The sequence below is a fragment of the Variovorax sp. Soil_C_12 genome (genome assembly GCF_057657375.1).
Window position 1 is genome coordinate 30,615 of record NZ_JBDGIO010000005.1, and the last position, 15,458, is coordinate 46,072.

The 15,458-nt window shown below is 72.0% G+C and carries 11 protein-coding genes; 3 read left to right on the forward strand and 8 right to left on the reverse strand.

What is annotated here, in order from left to right; genetic code table 11:
* Positions 1 to 62: 62 nt before the first annotated feature.
* Positions 63 to 1,544: a Dyp-type peroxidase gene (locus AC3A6X_RS14815; protein ID WP_487842902.1), complete on the forward strand. Its 1,482-nt coding sequence runs from the start codon at positions 63 to 65 to the stop codon at positions 1,542 to 1,544.
* Positions 1,541 to 2,770, forward strand: a complete 1,230-nt coding sequence (locus AC3A6X_RS14820) for a catalase family protein (RefSeq protein WP_487842903.1) — start codon at positions 1,541 to 1,543, stop codon at positions 2,768 to 2,770. The genes AC3A6X_RS14815 and AC3A6X_RS14820 overlap by 4 nt, the downstream gene beginning before the upstream one ends.
* A gap of 132 nt (positions 2,771 to 2,902) precedes the next feature.
* On the opposite strand, the gene AC3A6X_RS14825 is transcribed toward AC3A6X_RS14820, so the two are convergent.
* The gene (locus AC3A6X_RS14825) at positions 2,903 to 3,412 is read right to left on the reverse strand and encodes a cupin domain-containing protein (protein ID WP_487842904.1); all 510 of its coding nucleotides are present in this window, start codon (positions 3,410 to 3,412) and stop codon (positions 2,903 to 2,905) included.
* 201 nt (positions 3,413 to 3,613) lie between these two features.
* Between AC3A6X_RS14825 and AC3A6X_RS14830 the strand changes: the two genes are divergently transcribed.
* A complete protein-coding gene (locus tag AC3A6X_RS14830) occupies positions 3,614 to 8,908 on the forward strand; it encodes an AAA family ATPase (RefSeq protein WP_487842905.1) in 5,295 nt (1,764 codons plus the stop codon).
* On the opposite strand, the gene AC3A6X_RS14835 is transcribed toward AC3A6X_RS14830, so the two are convergent.
* The 7 genes from AC3A6X_RS14835 to AC3A6X_RS14865 form a co-directional block, all read right to left on the reverse strand.
* Positions 8,857 to 9,942 (reverse strand): PAS domain-containing protein, encoded by a 1,086-nt coding sequence (locus tag AC3A6X_RS14835; protein ID WP_487842906.1) that lies wholly within the window; start codon positions 9,940 to 9,942, stop codon positions 8,857 to 8,859. The two genes, AC3A6X_RS14830 and AC3A6X_RS14835, sit on opposite strands and share 52 nt — an antisense overlap.
* Positions 9,939 to 10,928: a sensor histidine kinase gene (locus AC3A6X_RS14840; protein WP_487842907.1), complete on the reverse strand. Its 990-nt coding sequence runs from the start codon at positions 10,926 to 10,928 to the stop codon at positions 9,939 to 9,941. Before AC3A6X_RS14840 ends, AC3A6X_RS14835 begins: the two co-directional genes overlap by 4 nt.
* A 16-nt stretch (positions 10,929 to 10,944) precedes the next feature.
* Complete coding sequence (locus AC3A6X_RS14845; RefSeq protein ID WP_487842908.1) at positions 10,945 to 11,658, reverse strand: response regulator transcription factor; 714 nt, start codon at positions 11,656 to 11,658, stop codon at positions 10,945 to 10,947.
* Entirely contained in the window at positions 11,655 to 12,428 is a 774-nt protein-coding gene (locus AC3A6X_RS14850; protein ID WP_487842909.1) for an HvfC/BufC family peptide modification chaperone, read from the reverse strand. Before AC3A6X_RS14850 ends, AC3A6X_RS14845 begins: the two co-directional genes overlap by 4 nt.
* Positions 12,412 to 13,269 carry an MNIO family bufferin maturase gene (gene bufB / locus AC3A6X_RS14855; protein WP_487842910.1) on the reverse strand — a complete coding sequence of 286 codons (858 nt, stop codon included), beginning with the start codon at positions 13,267 to 13,269 and terminating at the stop codon, positions 12,412 to 12,414. The genes AC3A6X_RS14850 and bufB overlap by 17 nt, the downstream gene beginning before the upstream one ends.
* Positions 13,270 to 13,355: 86 nt before the next feature.
* Entirely contained in the window at positions 13,356 to 14,309 is a 954-nt protein-coding gene (locus tag AC3A6X_RS14860) for a YeeE/YedE thiosulfate transporter family protein (RefSeq protein WP_487842911.1), read from the reverse strand.
* Positions 14,300 to 15,457, reverse strand: coding sequence for a patatin-like phospholipase family protein (locus tag AC3A6X_RS14865; protein WP_487843290.1), 1,158 nt, complete (start codon positions 15,455 to 15,457; stop codon positions 14,300 to 14,302). The genes AC3A6X_RS14860 and AC3A6X_RS14865 overlap by 10 nt, the downstream gene beginning before the upstream one ends.
* Position 15,458: the final 1 nt, after the last annotated feature.

The window sequence follows — 15,458 nt, forward strand, 5'->3', positions numbered from 1 at the left end:
GCCCCCTCCTTCAGGAGGGGGTGCGCGAAGTACACGAAGTGACGAGCCTGGGGGAGGCTGTTATGAGCACGCACGACACGCCGCCGGTCGACTTCGAGGACATTCAAGGCCTGGTGCGCTACGGCTACAAGCGGCTGACGCAGGCCTGCTTCCTGCTGCTGCGCGTTCGCGATGCCGCGGCCGCCCGCGCCTGGCTCGGCACGGCACAGGTCACGCCGGCGATCGAGCGCAGGCCCCCGCCGCGCACGGCGCTGCACATCGCCATCAGCGCCCCGGGCCTCAGCAAGCTGGGCGTGGCGAGGGACATCGTCGAGGGCTTCTCGGCAGAGTTCCTGGCCGGCATGACCAGCGACGCGAGCCGGGCACGGCGGCTGGGTGATCTCGGTGCGAACGACCCTGCCGGATGGAAGTGGGGCGGCGCGCCGCACGATGTGCCGCATGTGCTGGCGATGGTCTACGCGGTGCCGGGCGAGCTCGACGCGTGGCTTGCGACCGTGCGCGCCCAGTGCGCCGCCGGCTTCGAGGAAACGGATGCCCTGTTCACCGCCAACCTGCGCGAGACCGAGCCCTTCGGCTTCATCGACGGCATCTCGCAGCCGCGCGTCGACTGGGAGCGCCGGCGCGCCGCACGCGACGAGGAGCAGTTCGGCTTCACCAACCGGTCCTGCCTCGGCGAGTACCTGCTGGGCTATCCGAACGAGTACGGCGCCTACACCGACAGGCCCCTGCTGGAGCCGCAACGCGATCCCGGCGCGCTGCTGCCCCGCGCCGAGGAGGCCCCCGGCATGGCCGACCTGGGGCGCAACGGCAGCTATCTCGTGATGCGCCAGTTGCGCCAGGACGTGGGCGGCTTCTGGCAGTTCATCGACCGCGAGGCCGGCGGCAACCCGATGCTGCGCCGGCGCCTGGCCGAGGCCATGGTCGGACGCAAGTTGGAAGGTGGCGAGGCGCTCGTGGGCCCCGGGCGCGAGCGCCTTGACGGCATCGAGGAGGACGAACGGCGGCTCAATGGCTTCACCTATCGCAGCGATCCCGACGGCCTGCGCTGTCCCCTGGGCGCGCACATCCGCCGCGCCAACCCGCGCAATGCCGATCTGCCGGCGGGCTGGGCGAATCCGCTCTCGCGCCTGTGGCGGCGGCTGGGCTTCGGCGCAGACCCTCTGCGTCCTGACCTGGTCGCCTCGTCCCGCTTTCATCGCCTGCTGCGCCGGGGCCGCGAGTACGGCGGCGCGCCGGGCGAGGAGACCGGCCTGCATTTCATCTGCCTGGGCGCGAACATCGGGCGCCAGTTCGAGTTCGTCCAGAACGCATGGCTGATGGGCACGCGCTTCGACGGCCTCTCCAGCGAGGCCGATCCGCTGCTGGGCCATCGCCTGCCCGAGCCGGACGGCAGCCTCACCGACGGCTTCTCGATGCCGGTGGGCACGGGCCCGGATCGCCGCATCTCGGGCCTGCCGCAGTTCGTGACCGTGCAGGGCGGGGCGTACTTCTTCCTGCCGGGCATCAGCGCGCTGCGCTACCTGTCGAAAGTCCAAGCGCCATGACCAACTCGAACGTGAGCCGCCCTGCGCCTCGCGCCAACACCGGCTCGGCGCTGAAGAACTTCGTCAGCGACTCCGGCATGGCCCTGCTGCGGCTGGAGCGCAGGTTCGATCCCTTCGTGCGCCCGGCCTTCGACGCGCTGCTGCGCGACCCGCTGGCGCGCCTGACCACCGCGCTGATCAACAGCCGCCGCCCCAACGAGGGCCTGGCCATCGCCGAGGAGCGCCTGCTGCCCGGCGAGGAAGAGTTCGTCGACTCCATCGTCCGCAGCTTCACCCAGCAGATGCGCGACCTCTGGAAGCCCGGCGGCTTCGAGCGCGGCGGCAACACCAAGACCCAGGGCATCGTGCGCGCCGAGTTCATCGTGCACGACGACATCCCCGCGCACATGAAGCGGGGCATCTACGCGAAGGCCCAGCGCTTCAACGCCTGGGTGCGCTTCTCCGGCCCCGGCCCCTACATCACGCCGGACATCGAGGACGTGGGCTTCATGAGCATCAGCATCAAGCTCATTGGCGTGCCGGGCCCGAAGCTGATGGAGGAGGAGCAGCACACGCTGGACATGTTCGGCGTCTCCACGCCCACCTTCGTCACGCCCGACGTCAAGGCCAACGCGGCGCTGCAGATCGAGAGCGTGAAGAACGCGCAGATCTTCTACTTCGTCAACCTGCGCGAGTCGCATGTGCTGGACCTGGTGATGCAGTCGCTCTTCATCAAGACCCAGTCCAGCCCCTTCGAGGCGCCGTACTTCAGTTGCGTGCCGTACCTGCTGGGCGAGGGGCAGGCCATGCAGTACTCGGTGTGGCCGAAGTCCGCCAGGCGCACGCCCATCCCGCGCCTGCCGCTGCGCCCGCCCGACGACTACCTGCGCCGGGCCATGGTCGCGACCTTGAACCAGGAAGAGGTGGAGCTCGACATCCGCCTGCAGATGCAGACCGACCCGCACTTGATGCCGATCGAGAACGCGGGCGTGCTGTGGCCCGAGACGCTGTCGCCGCGCGTCAGCGTTGCCACGCTGCGCATCCCGAAGCAGACCTTCGATTCGCCGGCGCAGATGGAATTCGCGAAGAAGCTGTCGTACAACCCCTGGCACACCATCGCCGAGCACCGGCCGCTGGGCAACCAGAGCCGGGCTCGGCGGCGGATGTACCGGGAGCTGTCGAAGCTGCGGCACGACATGAATGCGGTGCCGCACTACGAGCCGGACGGGGACGAAGTGTTCGAGTAGGGCGGGCTCGTTCAGGCCTTAGGCAGCCGCCGCCCCAGCTTGCGCCGGCGACTGCGTCGCAGCCAGTGCCGGCCCGGGGCAGGCCGCCGGCGGCAGCCCGCAGATGCGGATGAAGATGACGCGCTCGTCATGTCACATCTCGTGCGGATCCATCTGCTTGCCGGTGGGGAACAGGTCCACCGAGATCAGCACGGCGGTCGTGCTGCCGGTGTTCTTCCACCAGTGCGAGGTGCCGTTCTTCTCCGGCGCCACGTCGCCGGCGCGGTGCACGATGGGCACGGCGCAGCTGCTGGCGTACTCCACCACCTCGCCGGAAACGATGTAGATCATCGCCGGCCGCTCGTTGTGGCTGTGCCAGGGCACGATGCCGCCGGGCTTCATCTCGAGCTGGCGCAGGCGGAACAGGCGGCCCTGCAGCGCCAGCGGCTCCTTCGACAGGTCGGTGCTGTAGCGCACCACGTCCGTCACGTCCTTGGGACTCATCGGGCCGGGCTTCTGGCCGTGGCCGTCGGCGACGACTTTGTCGGCCGGGCATTCGCCGGCATGGACGGCCGGCGCCAGGGCGCCGAGGGCGCCGGCGGCAAACGCTGCGAGCATGGCGGCGCGCCACGGCAGGCGGCGCGGGGGATGGGCGATATGCATGATGACTCTCCTGGAAGCAAAGGTTGTTGACGAGGGACGGATCGCCGTTCGGCGGCTCCGCAGTGCACTGTGGCGGCCGGGCTTCACACTGCGGTCCGCCAGAGTTCACGCTTTGATCACGCATTGCCAGCCGGGCCGGATCTGGCGCACAGTCCGCACAGCGCGCACCTGCCGCGACATGGGAAGAGGACGAAGACAGCGATGAGCCCGACGCCCGAAGTGCATGCCTGGATCGCCGACACCGGCGCCTTCCGGCTCGGCCGCGGCCTGCTCGCGGGCCGGCGCGTGCTGCTCAAGTGCGCACGGCAGCTGCCGGCGAGCGCCGCCGACCGCGCGGCGCTGCGGCGCGAGTGCGAGCTGATGGCCGGCCTGTCCTGCGCCGCAGCGCTGCAGCCGCGCCTGTTCGAGCTGCCATCGGGGCCGGCGCTGGTGATGGAAGACCCAGGCGGCGAACCGCTGCCCGCGCTGCTGGCGGCCGGCCGGCTGGCGCTGCCGCTGGCCCTCGGCTTCGGCATGCAGCTTGCCACCGCGCTGGCCGAGCTGCACCGGCGCGGCCACGTCCACCACGGACTGCGCCCCGAGATCGTGCTGGGCGATGGTGCGTCGGCCCGTGCCTGGCTGCTCGACGTCACGGAGGCGGGCAGCGAGGCCGGCCAGGGGCCACCGCCGGCCGCCGCCACGAGCACCGTGGCCCGGCTGCGCCATGCCTCGCCCGAGCAGACCGGCCGCACCGGCAGCACCCCCGACCACCGCAGCGACCTCTACGCGTTCGGCGTGCTGCTCTACCAGATGCTGACCGGCGAGCCGCCCTTCGCCGCCGACGATGCGCTGGAGCTGATCCATGCGCACATCGCCGGCACGCCGGTCGCGCCCGCTGCGCGCGTGCCGGGGCTGCCACCGCCGGTGTCGGACATCGTGATGAAGCTCCTGGCCAAGTCGCCCGACGAGCGCTACCAAAGCGCGGTCGGCCTGGCGGAGGACCTGGCTTTCTGCGCGCGCGAATGGGCGGCGCACCGCCGCATCGCACCCTTCGTGCCGGGCCTGCGCGACCCGGCGCAGGGCCTCGCGATCCGGGGGCACCTGTACGGCCGCGAGGCGGAGCAGGCGCTGCTGCGCGCCGCCTGCGAGCGCGTGCGCGAGCCGCAGGCGCGGCCCGCGATGCTGCTGGTGGACGGCTATCCCGGCATCGGCAAGACGGCGCTGGTGCTCGCGCTGTGCCGGCCGCTGGTGCGCGGCCAGGGCGGCTACTTCGTTTCGGGCAAGTTCGACCAGGTGGTGCGGGGCGTGCCCTTCGGCGCCTTGATCCAGGCTTTTCGCGAGCTGGTGCGGCAGATGCTCACCGAGAGCGAGGCGCGCCTGGCGCAGTGGCGCGCGGTGCTCGTCCAGGCGCTGGGGACCAATGGCGGCGTGCTCGCGCAGGTGATCCCCGAGGTCGGCTTCATCCTCGGCGAGCAGCCGTCGCCGGTGCAGCTCGGGCCCACCGAGGCGCAGAACCGCTTCCAGCGCGTGTTACGGAACTTCGTCGCCGCGGTGGCGCTGCCGGCGCATCCGCTGGTGGTCTTCCTGGACGACCTGCAGTGGGCCGATGCCGCCACGCTGGGCCTGCTCGAGCCGCTGCTCGACGGCCCGGAGATCCGCGGCCTGCTGCTGATCGGCGCCTGCCGCGACAGCGAGCACCATGCAACGCAGCGCCTCGCGCCCGCCCTGAGCGCGCTGGAAGCCGCGGGCGTGGCGGTGCAGCGTGTCGCCCTCGGGCCGCTGCGCCTGGACGACCTGGCAGCCCTGGTGCGCGACATGCTGCACGGCGAGCTCGACGATGCCCTGCCGCTGGCACGACTGGTGCTGGAGAAGACCGGCGGCAACCCCTTCTTCGTGCACCAGTTCCTCCACAGCCTGGAGCGCGACGGCCATTTCCGCTTCGACGCGGCGGCGCAGCGCTGGCGCTACCGGATCGAGGCCATCGCGCAGGCGCCGCTGGCCGAAGACGTGGTCGAGCTCATGACGCGCAACATCCAGCGCCTGTCCACCCGCTCGCAGTACGCGCTGACGCTGGCGGCCTGCATCGGCAACCGCTTCGATGCGCACACGCTGGCGCTGATCTGCGAGCAGCCGCAGGAGACCGTGGCGGACGACCTGCTCCATGCCATGGCGTCGGGGCTGATCGTGCCTGTTCCGCCCCAGTCCCAGGCCGCCTCGGCGCGCGAGGACGCGCCGGCCTACGACTTCCTGCACGACCGCGTGCAGCAGGCCGCCTATGCGCTGATCCCGCAGGCGCGCGAGCCCATGCTGCACCTGCGCATCGGCCGGCTGTTGCGCGCGCGCGCGGGCGAAGCGCCGGCGCAGCAGACGCTGTTCGACATCGCGCACCATCTCAACCGCGGGCGCGGCCTGATCGAGGATCCCGACGAGCGGCACGAGGTCGCCCGGCTGGACCTGCGCGCCGGGCGCGAAGCCAAGTCCTCGACCGCGCACCAGGCCGCGCTGGAGTTCTTCCGCGCCGGCCTCGACCTGCTGGACGAGTCGCAATGGGCGAGCGACCACGCGCTGTGCTTCGCGCTGCAGCTCGAGGCCGTGGAGAGCGAGTACCTGTGCGGGCGCTTCGAGGCCGCGCAGCCGCAGTACCAGCAACTCCTTCGGCGCGCCGCGACGAACATCGAGCGGGCCAGGGTCCACCGGCTGCAGAGCGTGCAGCACGAGCACATGGCGCGCTATGCCGAGGCGCTGGCGAACACGCGCGCAGGGCTGGCGCTGTTCGGCCTGCAGCTGCCCGGGACCGCTGCCGACACCGAGCGCGCGCTGGCCGTCGAGATGGAGCGCATCTCCGCGCTGCTGGGCACCCGGCCCATCTCGGCGCTGGCCGATCTGCCCGCGATGGACCATCCGGAAACCCTGATCGTGATGAGCATGCTGACGGACATCTGGGCCTCGGCCTTCATCCTCGGCAACCCGACGCTCGCGCGGCTGATCTCGGCGATCCTGGTGCGGCTGTCGCTCACGCATGGCAATGCCGAGGAGTCGGCCTACGGCTACGTCACGCACGCGATCACGGTCGGCCCGGTGCAGGGCGACTTCCGCAGCGCCTACGAGTTCGGCACCCTGGCGCTGGCGGTCAACCACCGCTTCGGCGACACGCGGCGGCGCGCCAAGATCTACCAGCAGTTCCATGCGCACGTGAACTTCTGGCGGCGGCCGCTGGCGAGCTGCATTCCCTATGCGCGCGAAGCCTGCCGCAGCGGGCTGGAGAGCGGGGACTTCCTCTATGCGGCCTACGGCGCAGGCACGGAACTCTGGTCGTCCTTCCTCGTTTGCGAGAGCCTTGCGCAGTTCGTGGAGACGCATGCGCCCAACGTGGCGCTGATCCGCAAGCTCAAGAACCAGGGCTTTGCCGATGCGACGCAGCTCATGCTGCAATGGGCGCTCGCGCTGCAGGGCCGCACGCACGGGCCGCTGTCGCTGTCGGACGAGGGCTTCGAGGAGCAGGCCTACCGCCAGCGCTACCGCGACAACCCCTTCTTCGCCAGCTTCCACGCGGTGGCCCGGCAGCATCTCAGCAGCCTGCTGGGCACGCCGGCCGAGGCGCTGGCGGCGGCGCATGCGGCCGCCGCCACCGTGCACCATGTGGCCGGCACCGTCTGGCCTGTGACCCATGCCTTCTGGCACGCGATCGCGCTGGCGGCCTCGCATGACGAGGCCGCGCCGGACGAACAGGAGGCGGTGCGCGCGCAGATCGGCCAGGCCCGCGCCTACTTCGCGCTGCTGGCCGGGAACTGCCCCGAGAACTTCCGCTGCCAGGCGCTGCTGCTCGCCGCGGAGGGGGCGCGCATCGATCGCGAAGAGGGCATCGCGATCAAGTTCCACGAGCAGGCGATCGAGTTCGCGGCGCAGCATCCCGCGCTGCTGCAACTGCGCGCGCTGGCCAACGAGCTGCATGCGCGGCTGCGGCTCGCGCGCGGGGAGGCCGCGCTCGGCGCGCTCTTCATGGCCGAGGCGTGCGCCTGCTATGCACGCTGGGGGGCGATGGCAAAGGTGGCGCAGCTGGAGGCCCGGCATGCCTGGCTGCGTCCGGCGCCGGCTGCATCGGGGGCGGACTCAGCGGCCGTGCCGCCCGCCACGGCTGCGCTTGCGGCAGGCGGGCACGGCGACGGCCTCGACTTCGACAGCGTGATGAAGGCCGCGCAGGCCGTGGCCGCCGAAGTCGAGCTCGACCGGCTGCTGGCCCGGCTGATGCGTATCGCGATCGAGAACGCCGGCGCCGAGCGCGGCTGCCTGGTGCTGGAAGGCGAGGGCGGATCGATGGTGCATGCGGCCGATACTGTGGAGGCGCCGCAGGCCGTGGTCTCGCACGGCACGCCGCTGGCGCAATCGCGCAGCCTGCCCCTGGGCATCGTGCACTACGTGCGCCGCACCGGCGAGAGCGTGGTGCTGGCCGATGCGGCGGGCGACGACCGTTTCGGCAGCGACCCCTACATCCAGCAGCACCAGCCGCGCTCGGCGATGTGCGTGGCGGTGCAGAAGCAGGGGCGCCTGGTAGGGGTGCTCTACCTCGAGAATCGCCAGCTGTACAGCGCCTTCACCGCGCAGCGCATCCTGGTGGTGCGCATGCTGGCCACCGAGGCCGCCATCGCGCTGGAGAACGCGCGCCTGTTCGAGGGCCTGCGGCGCGAGATCGGCGAGCACCAGGCGGCGCAGGCGCAGCTGGCCGATGCCCTGGCACAGGTGCAGCGCCTCAAGGACGACCTGGAGGCCGAGAACGTCTACCTGCGCAGCGAGCTGATCGCCAACGTCTCGCACGACCTGCGCACGCCGCTGGCGGCGCTGCGCGGCTACCTGGAGATGCTCGCGCTGAAGGGCGGCGAACTGCCGGCGCCCACGCAACGCAGCTACGTCGAGATCGCGCTGCGCCAGAGCGAGTACCTGGCGACGCTGGTCGACGAGCTGTTCGAGCTCGCCAAGCTGGACTTCAAGGGCGTGCGGCTGGCGCGCGAGGCCTTCCAGCTGGCCGAGCTGGCGGCCGATGTGCTGCAGAAGTTCCAGCTCGCCGCCGACCGCCAACAGGTCGCATTGCGCTTCGAGGGCGGGCAGGGCGTGCCGCCGGTCGATGCCGACCTCGGGCTGGTGGAACGCGTGCTCGACAACCTGATCGGCAACGCGCTGCGGCACACGCCGGCCGGCGGCGCGGTGAGCGTGTCGCTGCGCGCCGAGGCGGGGCGGGTGGCGGCTTGCGTGGGCGACACGGGCGGCGGCATTGCCGAGGCGGTGCTGCCCTTCATCTTCGATCGCTTCTACCGGGGGGACCGGGAGCGCGAGCGTGCCGGCGCCGGCCTGGGCCTGGCGATCGCGAAGCGCATCGTGGAGCTGCACGGTGGCGAGCTGCGGGTGCAGAGCGTCGCCGGCCAGGGCTGCCGCTTCAGCTTCGACCTGCCCGAGGCGCCGCCGGCCGGTGCTCAGGAAGCGACGGCGCCGGAAGCTTCCACGCGCAGCCGCGCCAGCGCCTGAATGCGCTCCAGCTCGGCCGCCGCGCGCGCGAGGAAGATGCGGTAGACCGCGTCGACCAGCACCTCGTCGCCCAACGGCGCGCGATGGCGAAAGGCCAGGTGGCCCAGCATGCGGCCGTCGCTGGCGACGATCGGCAGGCCCAGATAGGACTCCCAGCCGGCCTCGCGCGGGAACATCTGCGCCAGGCCGCAGCGGTGCAGCGCGGCTTGCTCGGTGTGCACCACGGCTTCGCAGGGGGTGCCGGCCAGCGCGAACTCGATGTTGTCCTTGAGCGTGCCGTCGGACCAGTAGGCCAGCGTGCGCACCCGCGTCGGCGGCTGGTCGGCGCATTCGGCGACGAAGGCACAGTCCAGGCCGAGCGCTTGCGCGAAGTGCCGCACCATGGCCGGAAAGAAGGCCTCGCCCACGGCGCCGGCCGTGCCGTCGGCCACCGCCTGCAGCACGTGCGAGACGCGGCGCAGCTGCGTCACGTCGGTGTCCTGCCCGATCACGCGGTAGGCGGCGCCGCTGGCGCGCCGGAGTGCGACTCCGCGCGACAGCACCCAGCGCACGCTGCCGTCCTTGTGCAGCAGCCGCAGCTCATGCTCGAAGCGCGCGTCGGCCGGGGCGCAGCCGCTCGCCAGCGGGCGCGCCAGGGCTGCGTCGAGCGCAGCACGGTCCTCGGGATGAACGCGCGAGCGCCAGCCCTGCAGGTCGTCGGCGAGCTCGTGCGCCTCGAAGCCCAGCATGCTCTTCCAGCGCGGCGAGAGCTGCACGCGGCCCGAGGCCAGGTCCCAGTCCCACATGCCGTCCTGGCTGCCGCGCAGGGCCGCGGCATAGCGCTCCTCGCTCGCGCGCAGCTCGGCCTCGGCGGCGGTACGTGAGGCCTCGGCGCGCTCGAGCGCGCCGTGCTGCTCGGCCACCTGCTGTTCCAGCTGCGCCAGCCTGGCGTTCCACGCGTCGCGACGGCGTGCGGCGCGACGCGCGGCCGAGACGGCCAGCCAGGCGAGCAGGGCGAGGGCGAGCAGTGCTGCAGGGACGATGGATGAGCTCATGCGTCGACTCTCTCCGTGATGCGCTGCGCGGAAGCCGCCGCGGCCGGCGCGAGCGGCAGGTCGAAGCTCAGGCAGGCGCCTTCGCCTTCGACGCTGGTGGCCGCCAGCTCGCCGCCGTGCAGCCGCACGATGCGCCGTGCGATCGCCAGGCCGAGTCCGCCGCGACCGCCGGGCAGCGCGCGATCGGCGTGGTCGTAGCGCTCGAAGATGCCGGCCAGCTGATCGGCCGCGATGCCGCAGCCGGTGTCGCGCACGGCCACGCGGGCGCGCTGCGCATCGCGGCCGCACTCGATGCGCACCGTGCCGCCGGGCGGCGTGTGGCGCAGGGCGTTGTCCAACAGGTTCTCGAGCACGCGCTCGACCATGCCGATGTCGGCCAGCGCGCGCACGCCGACGGCTTGGGCCTCGCCGGCCTCGGCGCGCAGCGCGATCCCGCACCGCTGCGCATCGAGCGCGAACTTCTGCACCACGTCCTGCGCCAGCTCGGCCAGCGCGAAGGCCTCGGGCTGCGGCCGCGCCTCGTCGCCTTCCAGCTGGCTCAGCGCAAACAGGTCGTCGACCAGCCGCCCCAGGCGTTCGCTGTGGCGCACCGCGGTCTCCAGGTAGTTGCGCTCCTCCTCGGCCGGCAGGCTGCCGTGGCGCAGGAGCAGCAGCTCCAGGTAGCCTCGCATCGAGGCCAGCGGCGTGCGCAGGTCGTGCGACACGTTCGCCAGCAGCTCGCGGCGCCGGCTGGCGCTGCGCTCGAGCTCGGCCACCTGCTCGCCGATGCGCGCCGACATGCGCTCCACGTGCGCCGACAGGCGCTGGATCTCGTCGCCGTGCGCGTCGGCGCCCGGCACCCGCAGCGGCTGCCGGCAGCCGAGCTGCGCACCGGCCTCGACCGCATCGGTCAGGCGCCTGAGGCGGCGCGAGAAGCGCCAGTAGATGGCCAGCGCCGCCAGCGCCGCCGGGGCGGCGCCGACGATCAGCATGTAGAGGCTGTCCATGCCGGCCGGGCTCGTTTCAACTGCGGGGATCGGCAAACTTGTAGCCGACGCCCCACACGGTCTGGATGTAGTCGGGGTTGCCCGGGTCGCGCTCGATCTTGTTGCGCAGGCGGTTGATGTGGGAGTTGACCGTGTGCTCGTAGCCGCTGTGGCTGTAGCCCCAGACCTGGTCGAGCAGCTGCGCGCGCGTGTGGACCCGGCCCGGGCTGCGCGCGAAGTAGGCGAGCAGCTCGAACTCCTTGGCCGTGAGGTCCAGCAGGCGGCCGTCGAGCAGCGCCTCGTGGCGCTGCAGGTCGATGCGCAGGCTGCCGGCCTCGATCGGCTGCTCGGCCTGCTGCACGCGCTCGGCCGCGGCCTGCTGGTGGTCGGCGCGGCGGAACACCGCTTTCACGCGGGCCGCCAGCTCGAGCATGCTGAAGGGCTTGGTCAGGTAGTCGTCGGCGCCCAGCTCCAGGCCCAGCACGCGGTCGAGCTCGGAGGACTTGGCGGTCAGCATCAGGATCGGCGTGTAGCGCGGCAGGGCACGCAGGCGGCGGCAGATCTGCAGGCCGTCCATGCGCGGCAGCATCAGGTCGAGGATGACCAGGTCGTAGTTCCCGGCCTCGCCCTCGGCCAGCGCGCCGAGGCCGTCGGCGATCAGGCGGCATTCGCAGTCGAGCTCGGCCAACTGCAGCGTGACCAGGCGGCCGATGTCCGGGTCGTCCTCGGCAACGAGCACGCGGCGGGTCACTGCTGCAGCTCCGTGAAGAGACCGAGCGTCAGGTGGCGGGCCAGCGTGGACGCCAGGTCGAAGGCCGGATCGAGGTCGAAGGCACAGGCGCTGGCCTGGCCCAGCCCGGCGCCATCGGCCAGGGCGCGGAGCCAGCGATCCTCAGCGGCATCGAGTGGCACGAACACGATCTCCAGCGCCTGCTGCAGCACCAGCAGCCGCACGCCGCCATCGTCCAGCGAGACCGTATCCGCCTCGTCGGCGCCGGCCTGGTTGGCCTGCCAGATGCGCAGCACCGGGTAGGGCGAGGACACGAAGCGCGCCGACGGCTGCAGCCCCAGGCGCAGCCCGGCCTGCGCGTGCGGCGGCACCCCGGCGAGCCCGGCGAGCGGCAGCGCCGGCAGTGCCGCCTCGTGATAGGCGCGGTGCATCGCCCATTCGAGCGCCGCCACATCCGGCAGGTAAGGCAGCGCGGCCGCCGGTGCCCAGGCGCGCAGGAAAGGAGGGAAGTCGGCGCCGAAGTCGTGCAGGTCCCCGGAGCGCGAGGGATGGATGCCGATGCAGGCCTTGGCTGCCTGGCGGAAGAAGACGCTGCCCACCAGCCGCTCGGTCACGGAGTAGACGGCGGCCAGGGCGGCCACCAGGCTCTGCACCATGTTGTTGCGGTAGATCGCCAGCCTTCGCGCGGCGGGGAGGGCGCCGGGGCGGACCAGCGCCGCCGCCGCGGCCGGATCGCCGCGCCGCAGCAGCGCGTTCATCACGCGGACCTGGGTGTCAGGCAGGGCAAGCATGGCGTGCCTCCATCATCGCGCGGGCCTTGGCTGCCTCGGCCACCAGGGCCGGCAGCGGGGGCAGGTCGGCGTCCCATTCGACCAGCGTGGGCACCGGGCCGAAGCGATCGAGCGCCGCCGCATAGAGCGCCCACACCGCATCGGCGACCGGGGCGCTGTGCGTGTCGATCAGGATCTCGGCGCCGTCGTCGAGCCTGTTGCGCGTGAAGCCTGCCAGGTGCATTTCCTGCACGGCATCGGGCGGAATGGCCTCGATGTAGTCGAGCGCATCGAAGCCCAGGTTGTGGGCGCTGACGTGGATGTTGTTGATGTCCAGCAGCAGGCCGCAGCCGCTGCGCGCCGCCACCTCGGCCAGGAACTCCCATTCGGGCACGGTCGATTGGGCGTAGTCGAGGTAGGCCGAGAGGTTCTCCAGCAGGATCGGCCGCGCGAGGTGGTCCTGCACGTGCTGCACGCGCGCCACCACGTGCGCAAGCGCCTCCTCGGTGTAGGGCAGGGGCAGCAGGTCATTGGCGTGGATGCCGCCCACCGAGGTCCAGCACAGGTGGTCGGAGACCAGCGTGGGCTCGAGCATGCGCACGAGCTCGGCGAGGCGCGCGAGGTGCGTCTCGCTCAGCGGGTCGATGGAGCCGATGGACAGGCCCACGCCGTGCAGGCTGAGTTCATGGCTCTCGCGCGCGAGCTGCAGGAAGTGCAGCGGCTTGCCGCCGCGGCCGAAGTAGTTCTCGCTGTGCGCCTCGACGAAGCCCACGGACGGCCGCGTCTGCGCGAACGCGCGCCAGTGCTCGGGCCGAAGGCCGATGCCGGTGCGTCCGGCCAACGGGGAATGCGGATGTCGCATGCTGCCCTCCTGGTGCTGGAAATTCTAGGCAGGTGCTGCGGGGTGGCGGCGCCCGTGACCAAATTGTGAAGATTGGGCCCGGCGCATCAGGGCCTGACCCGCCGCGCCAGCAGCAGGGCCGCGCCGATGGTGAGGCACATCAACAGGAAGGCGGCCCAGGCATAGGGCCACAGCAGCGGCATGCCGACCAGGATCAGCCCGTCGTTGCCGCCCGGGATCAGCAGGCTGCCCCAGCCCATCAGCAGGCCGCCGGCCAGGCAGCGCAGGCACTGCGCCGCGCTGATGCGCCCGCTGCGCGAGCGCCCCGCGGTCCGGCCGCCCCAGACGGCGCCCAGCAGCAGGGCCACGAACAGCGCGCCCCGTGCCGCGAGGCTCGCGGCCATGCCGCGCGCCAGCTCGGCCAGCACGTCGGTGTAGGCCCAGGCGCCCGCCACCAGCAGCATCAGCACGAAGCTGATGCCGATGACGGTGGTGGCCGCATGTGGTGACCAGATGCGCTCGGTCAGGGTGCCGCGTACACCGGGCATCCGCAACGGCAGCAGCACGCGCCAGGCGGCGAATGCGAGGAAGAGCAAGGCCACCCAGGCCGGCGCCTGCAACACCGGCGAGCCCTGCGGCAGCGGGTGCTGCAGCCCCGCGCGGAACAGCGGCCCCACGCTGAGGCAGCCCAGGTAGAAGCCCAGCGGCGTCAGCGCATAGCTCCATTCGCCGGAGCCCAGGCGCGCGATGGCGCCGAACACGCACGCGCGGTTGACCCAGGCGCCGAGGCCCAGCAGTGCGCCCCCCGCGATCGTCCAGCCGCCGAGCGCATGGCCAGCAGGCATCGCCGGCAGCAGATGCAGCGCCTGCGCCAGCAGCAGCCCCCCGGCCACCCAAAGCGATGCCTCGCCGAGCGCCAGCAGCCGGCGCGCGCTGTGCTTGTCGACGATCTCCTCGACGGCCGCCACGGTGCAGGTGCCGCCGCGCTGGATCGCGAAGCCCATCACGCCCGCACACAGCGCGGCGAGCGCGAAGCCCAGGCTCGAGAGCATCAGGCCCATGTCAGCGCTCCGGCGCCGTGATGCTCGATCACGCCCTCGATGGGATCGGCGTGCGCCTGGTGCCAGGGCGCGCGCTGGATCATGCGCAGGGTGTCGGCATGGCCGGCCTGCCGGCGCGTGCGGATGCCGGCGGGCGTGAAGTCGATGTCCTTCGTGTGGTCCTCGCCCTCGACGCGCGGCGCCAGCAGGTGGGCCACGTGCATGGTGGTCCCGCACCCCCAGGCCGCCAGCGACGCCACCTTGGGGTCCGCCCGCCGCGACGCGGGAAGCTGCTTGTGCAGCTCGCGGATCACGTGGCGCAGCCGGTGGATCTGCTTCTGCCGCGCGATGTGGCTGTCGGCGCGGCTCGCGTACTGGATGTCTTTCTGGCGCGCCATCACCTGCCAGATCGACTCAGGCTCGGGGGCCGTCTGGTGCCAGACGTTGACCGCGAAGATCAGCGAGTCGCGGCGTGGCTTGTCGTCGAGCACGGCCTCGATGGGCGTGTTGGAGTAGATGCCGCCGTCCCAGTAGGGCTGGCCATCGATGCGCACCGCCGGAAAGGCCGGCGGCAGCGCGCCCGAGGCCATGACATGGTCGACGCCCAGGCGCTCCCTGCGGGTGTCGAAGTAGCGCATCTCGCCGCTGCAGGCGTTGACCGCGCCCACCGTCATGCGCGTGTGGCACTCGCACAGGTATTCGAAGTCCACCAGCGACTCCAGCGTGCCGCGCAGCGGCGCCGTGCTGTAGTAGGAGGCCGTCTCCACCCCCAGCGGCGCGGCCGAGCCGCGCAGCGCATGCAGGTTGGGGGTGAAGAAGTCGGGAATGCCACGCATCACCGTCGCCATGTTCGACGCCAGGTTTCCGAGGCCCATCCAGTCCGGGAAGCGCGCGCAGGGCGCGGACGCCTGCATCATGTTCCAGAAGCTGTCGAGCCGCTCCATGCGGTGACGCGGCGTATTGCCGGCGATCAGCGAGGCGTTGATCGCGCCGATGGAAGTGCCGATCACCCAGTCCGGCTCGATGCCCGCCTCGTGCAGTGCCTGGTAAACCCCGGCCTGGTAGGCGCCGAGCGCGCCGCCGCCCTGCAGGACCAGCACCACCTGGCCGGGCAGCGCGGCCTTGGGATCGTCGCGGTTGGCGGCGCGCTGCTTCGTTGCGTTGGCCATC

What these genes read in the sequence shown, in the direction of transcription:
- AC3A6X_RS14815 (WP_487842902.1), top strand. Translation starts at nt 63, where the DNA reads ATGAGCACGCACGACACGCCGCCGGTCGACTTCGAGGACATTCAAGGC.
- AC3A6X_RS14835 (WP_487842906.1), bottom strand. Translation starts at nt 9,942, where the DNA reads ATGAGCTCATCCATCGTCCCTGCAGCACTGCTCGCCCTCGCCCTGCTC.
- bufB (WP_487842910.1), bottom strand. Translation starts at nt 13,269, where the DNA reads ATGCGACATCCGCATTCCCCGTTGGCCGGACGCACCGGCATCGGCCTT.
- AC3A6X_RS14825 (WP_487842904.1), bottom strand. Translation starts at nt 3,412, where the DNA reads ATGCATATCGCCCATCCCCCGCGCCGCCTGCCGTGGCGCGCCGCCATG.
- AC3A6X_RS14860 (WP_487842911.1), bottom strand. Translation starts at nt 14,309, where the DNA reads ATGGGCCTGATGCTCTCGAGCCTGGGCTTCGCGCTCGCCGCGCTGTGT.
- AC3A6X_RS14865 (WP_487843290.1), bottom strand. Translation starts at nt 15,457, where the DNA reads ATGGCCAACGCAACGAAGCAGCGCGCCGCCAACCGCGACGATCCCAAG.
- AC3A6X_RS14830 (WP_487842905.1), top strand. Translation starts at nt 3,614, where the DNA reads ATGAGCCCGACGCCCGAAGTGCATGCCTGGATCGCCGACACCGGCGCC.
- AC3A6X_RS14850 (WP_487842909.1), bottom strand. Translation starts at nt 12,428, where the DNA reads ATGCTTGCCCTGCCTGACACCCAGGTCCGCGTGATGAACGCGCTGCTG.
- AC3A6X_RS14840 (WP_487842907.1), bottom strand. Translation starts at nt 10,928, where the DNA reads ATGGACAGCCTCTACATGCTGATCGTCGGCGCCGCCCCGGCGGCGCTG.
- AC3A6X_RS14820 (WP_487842903.1), top strand. Translation starts at nt 1,541, where the DNA reads ATGACCAACTCGAACGTGAGCCGCCCTGCGCCTCGCGCCAACACCGGC.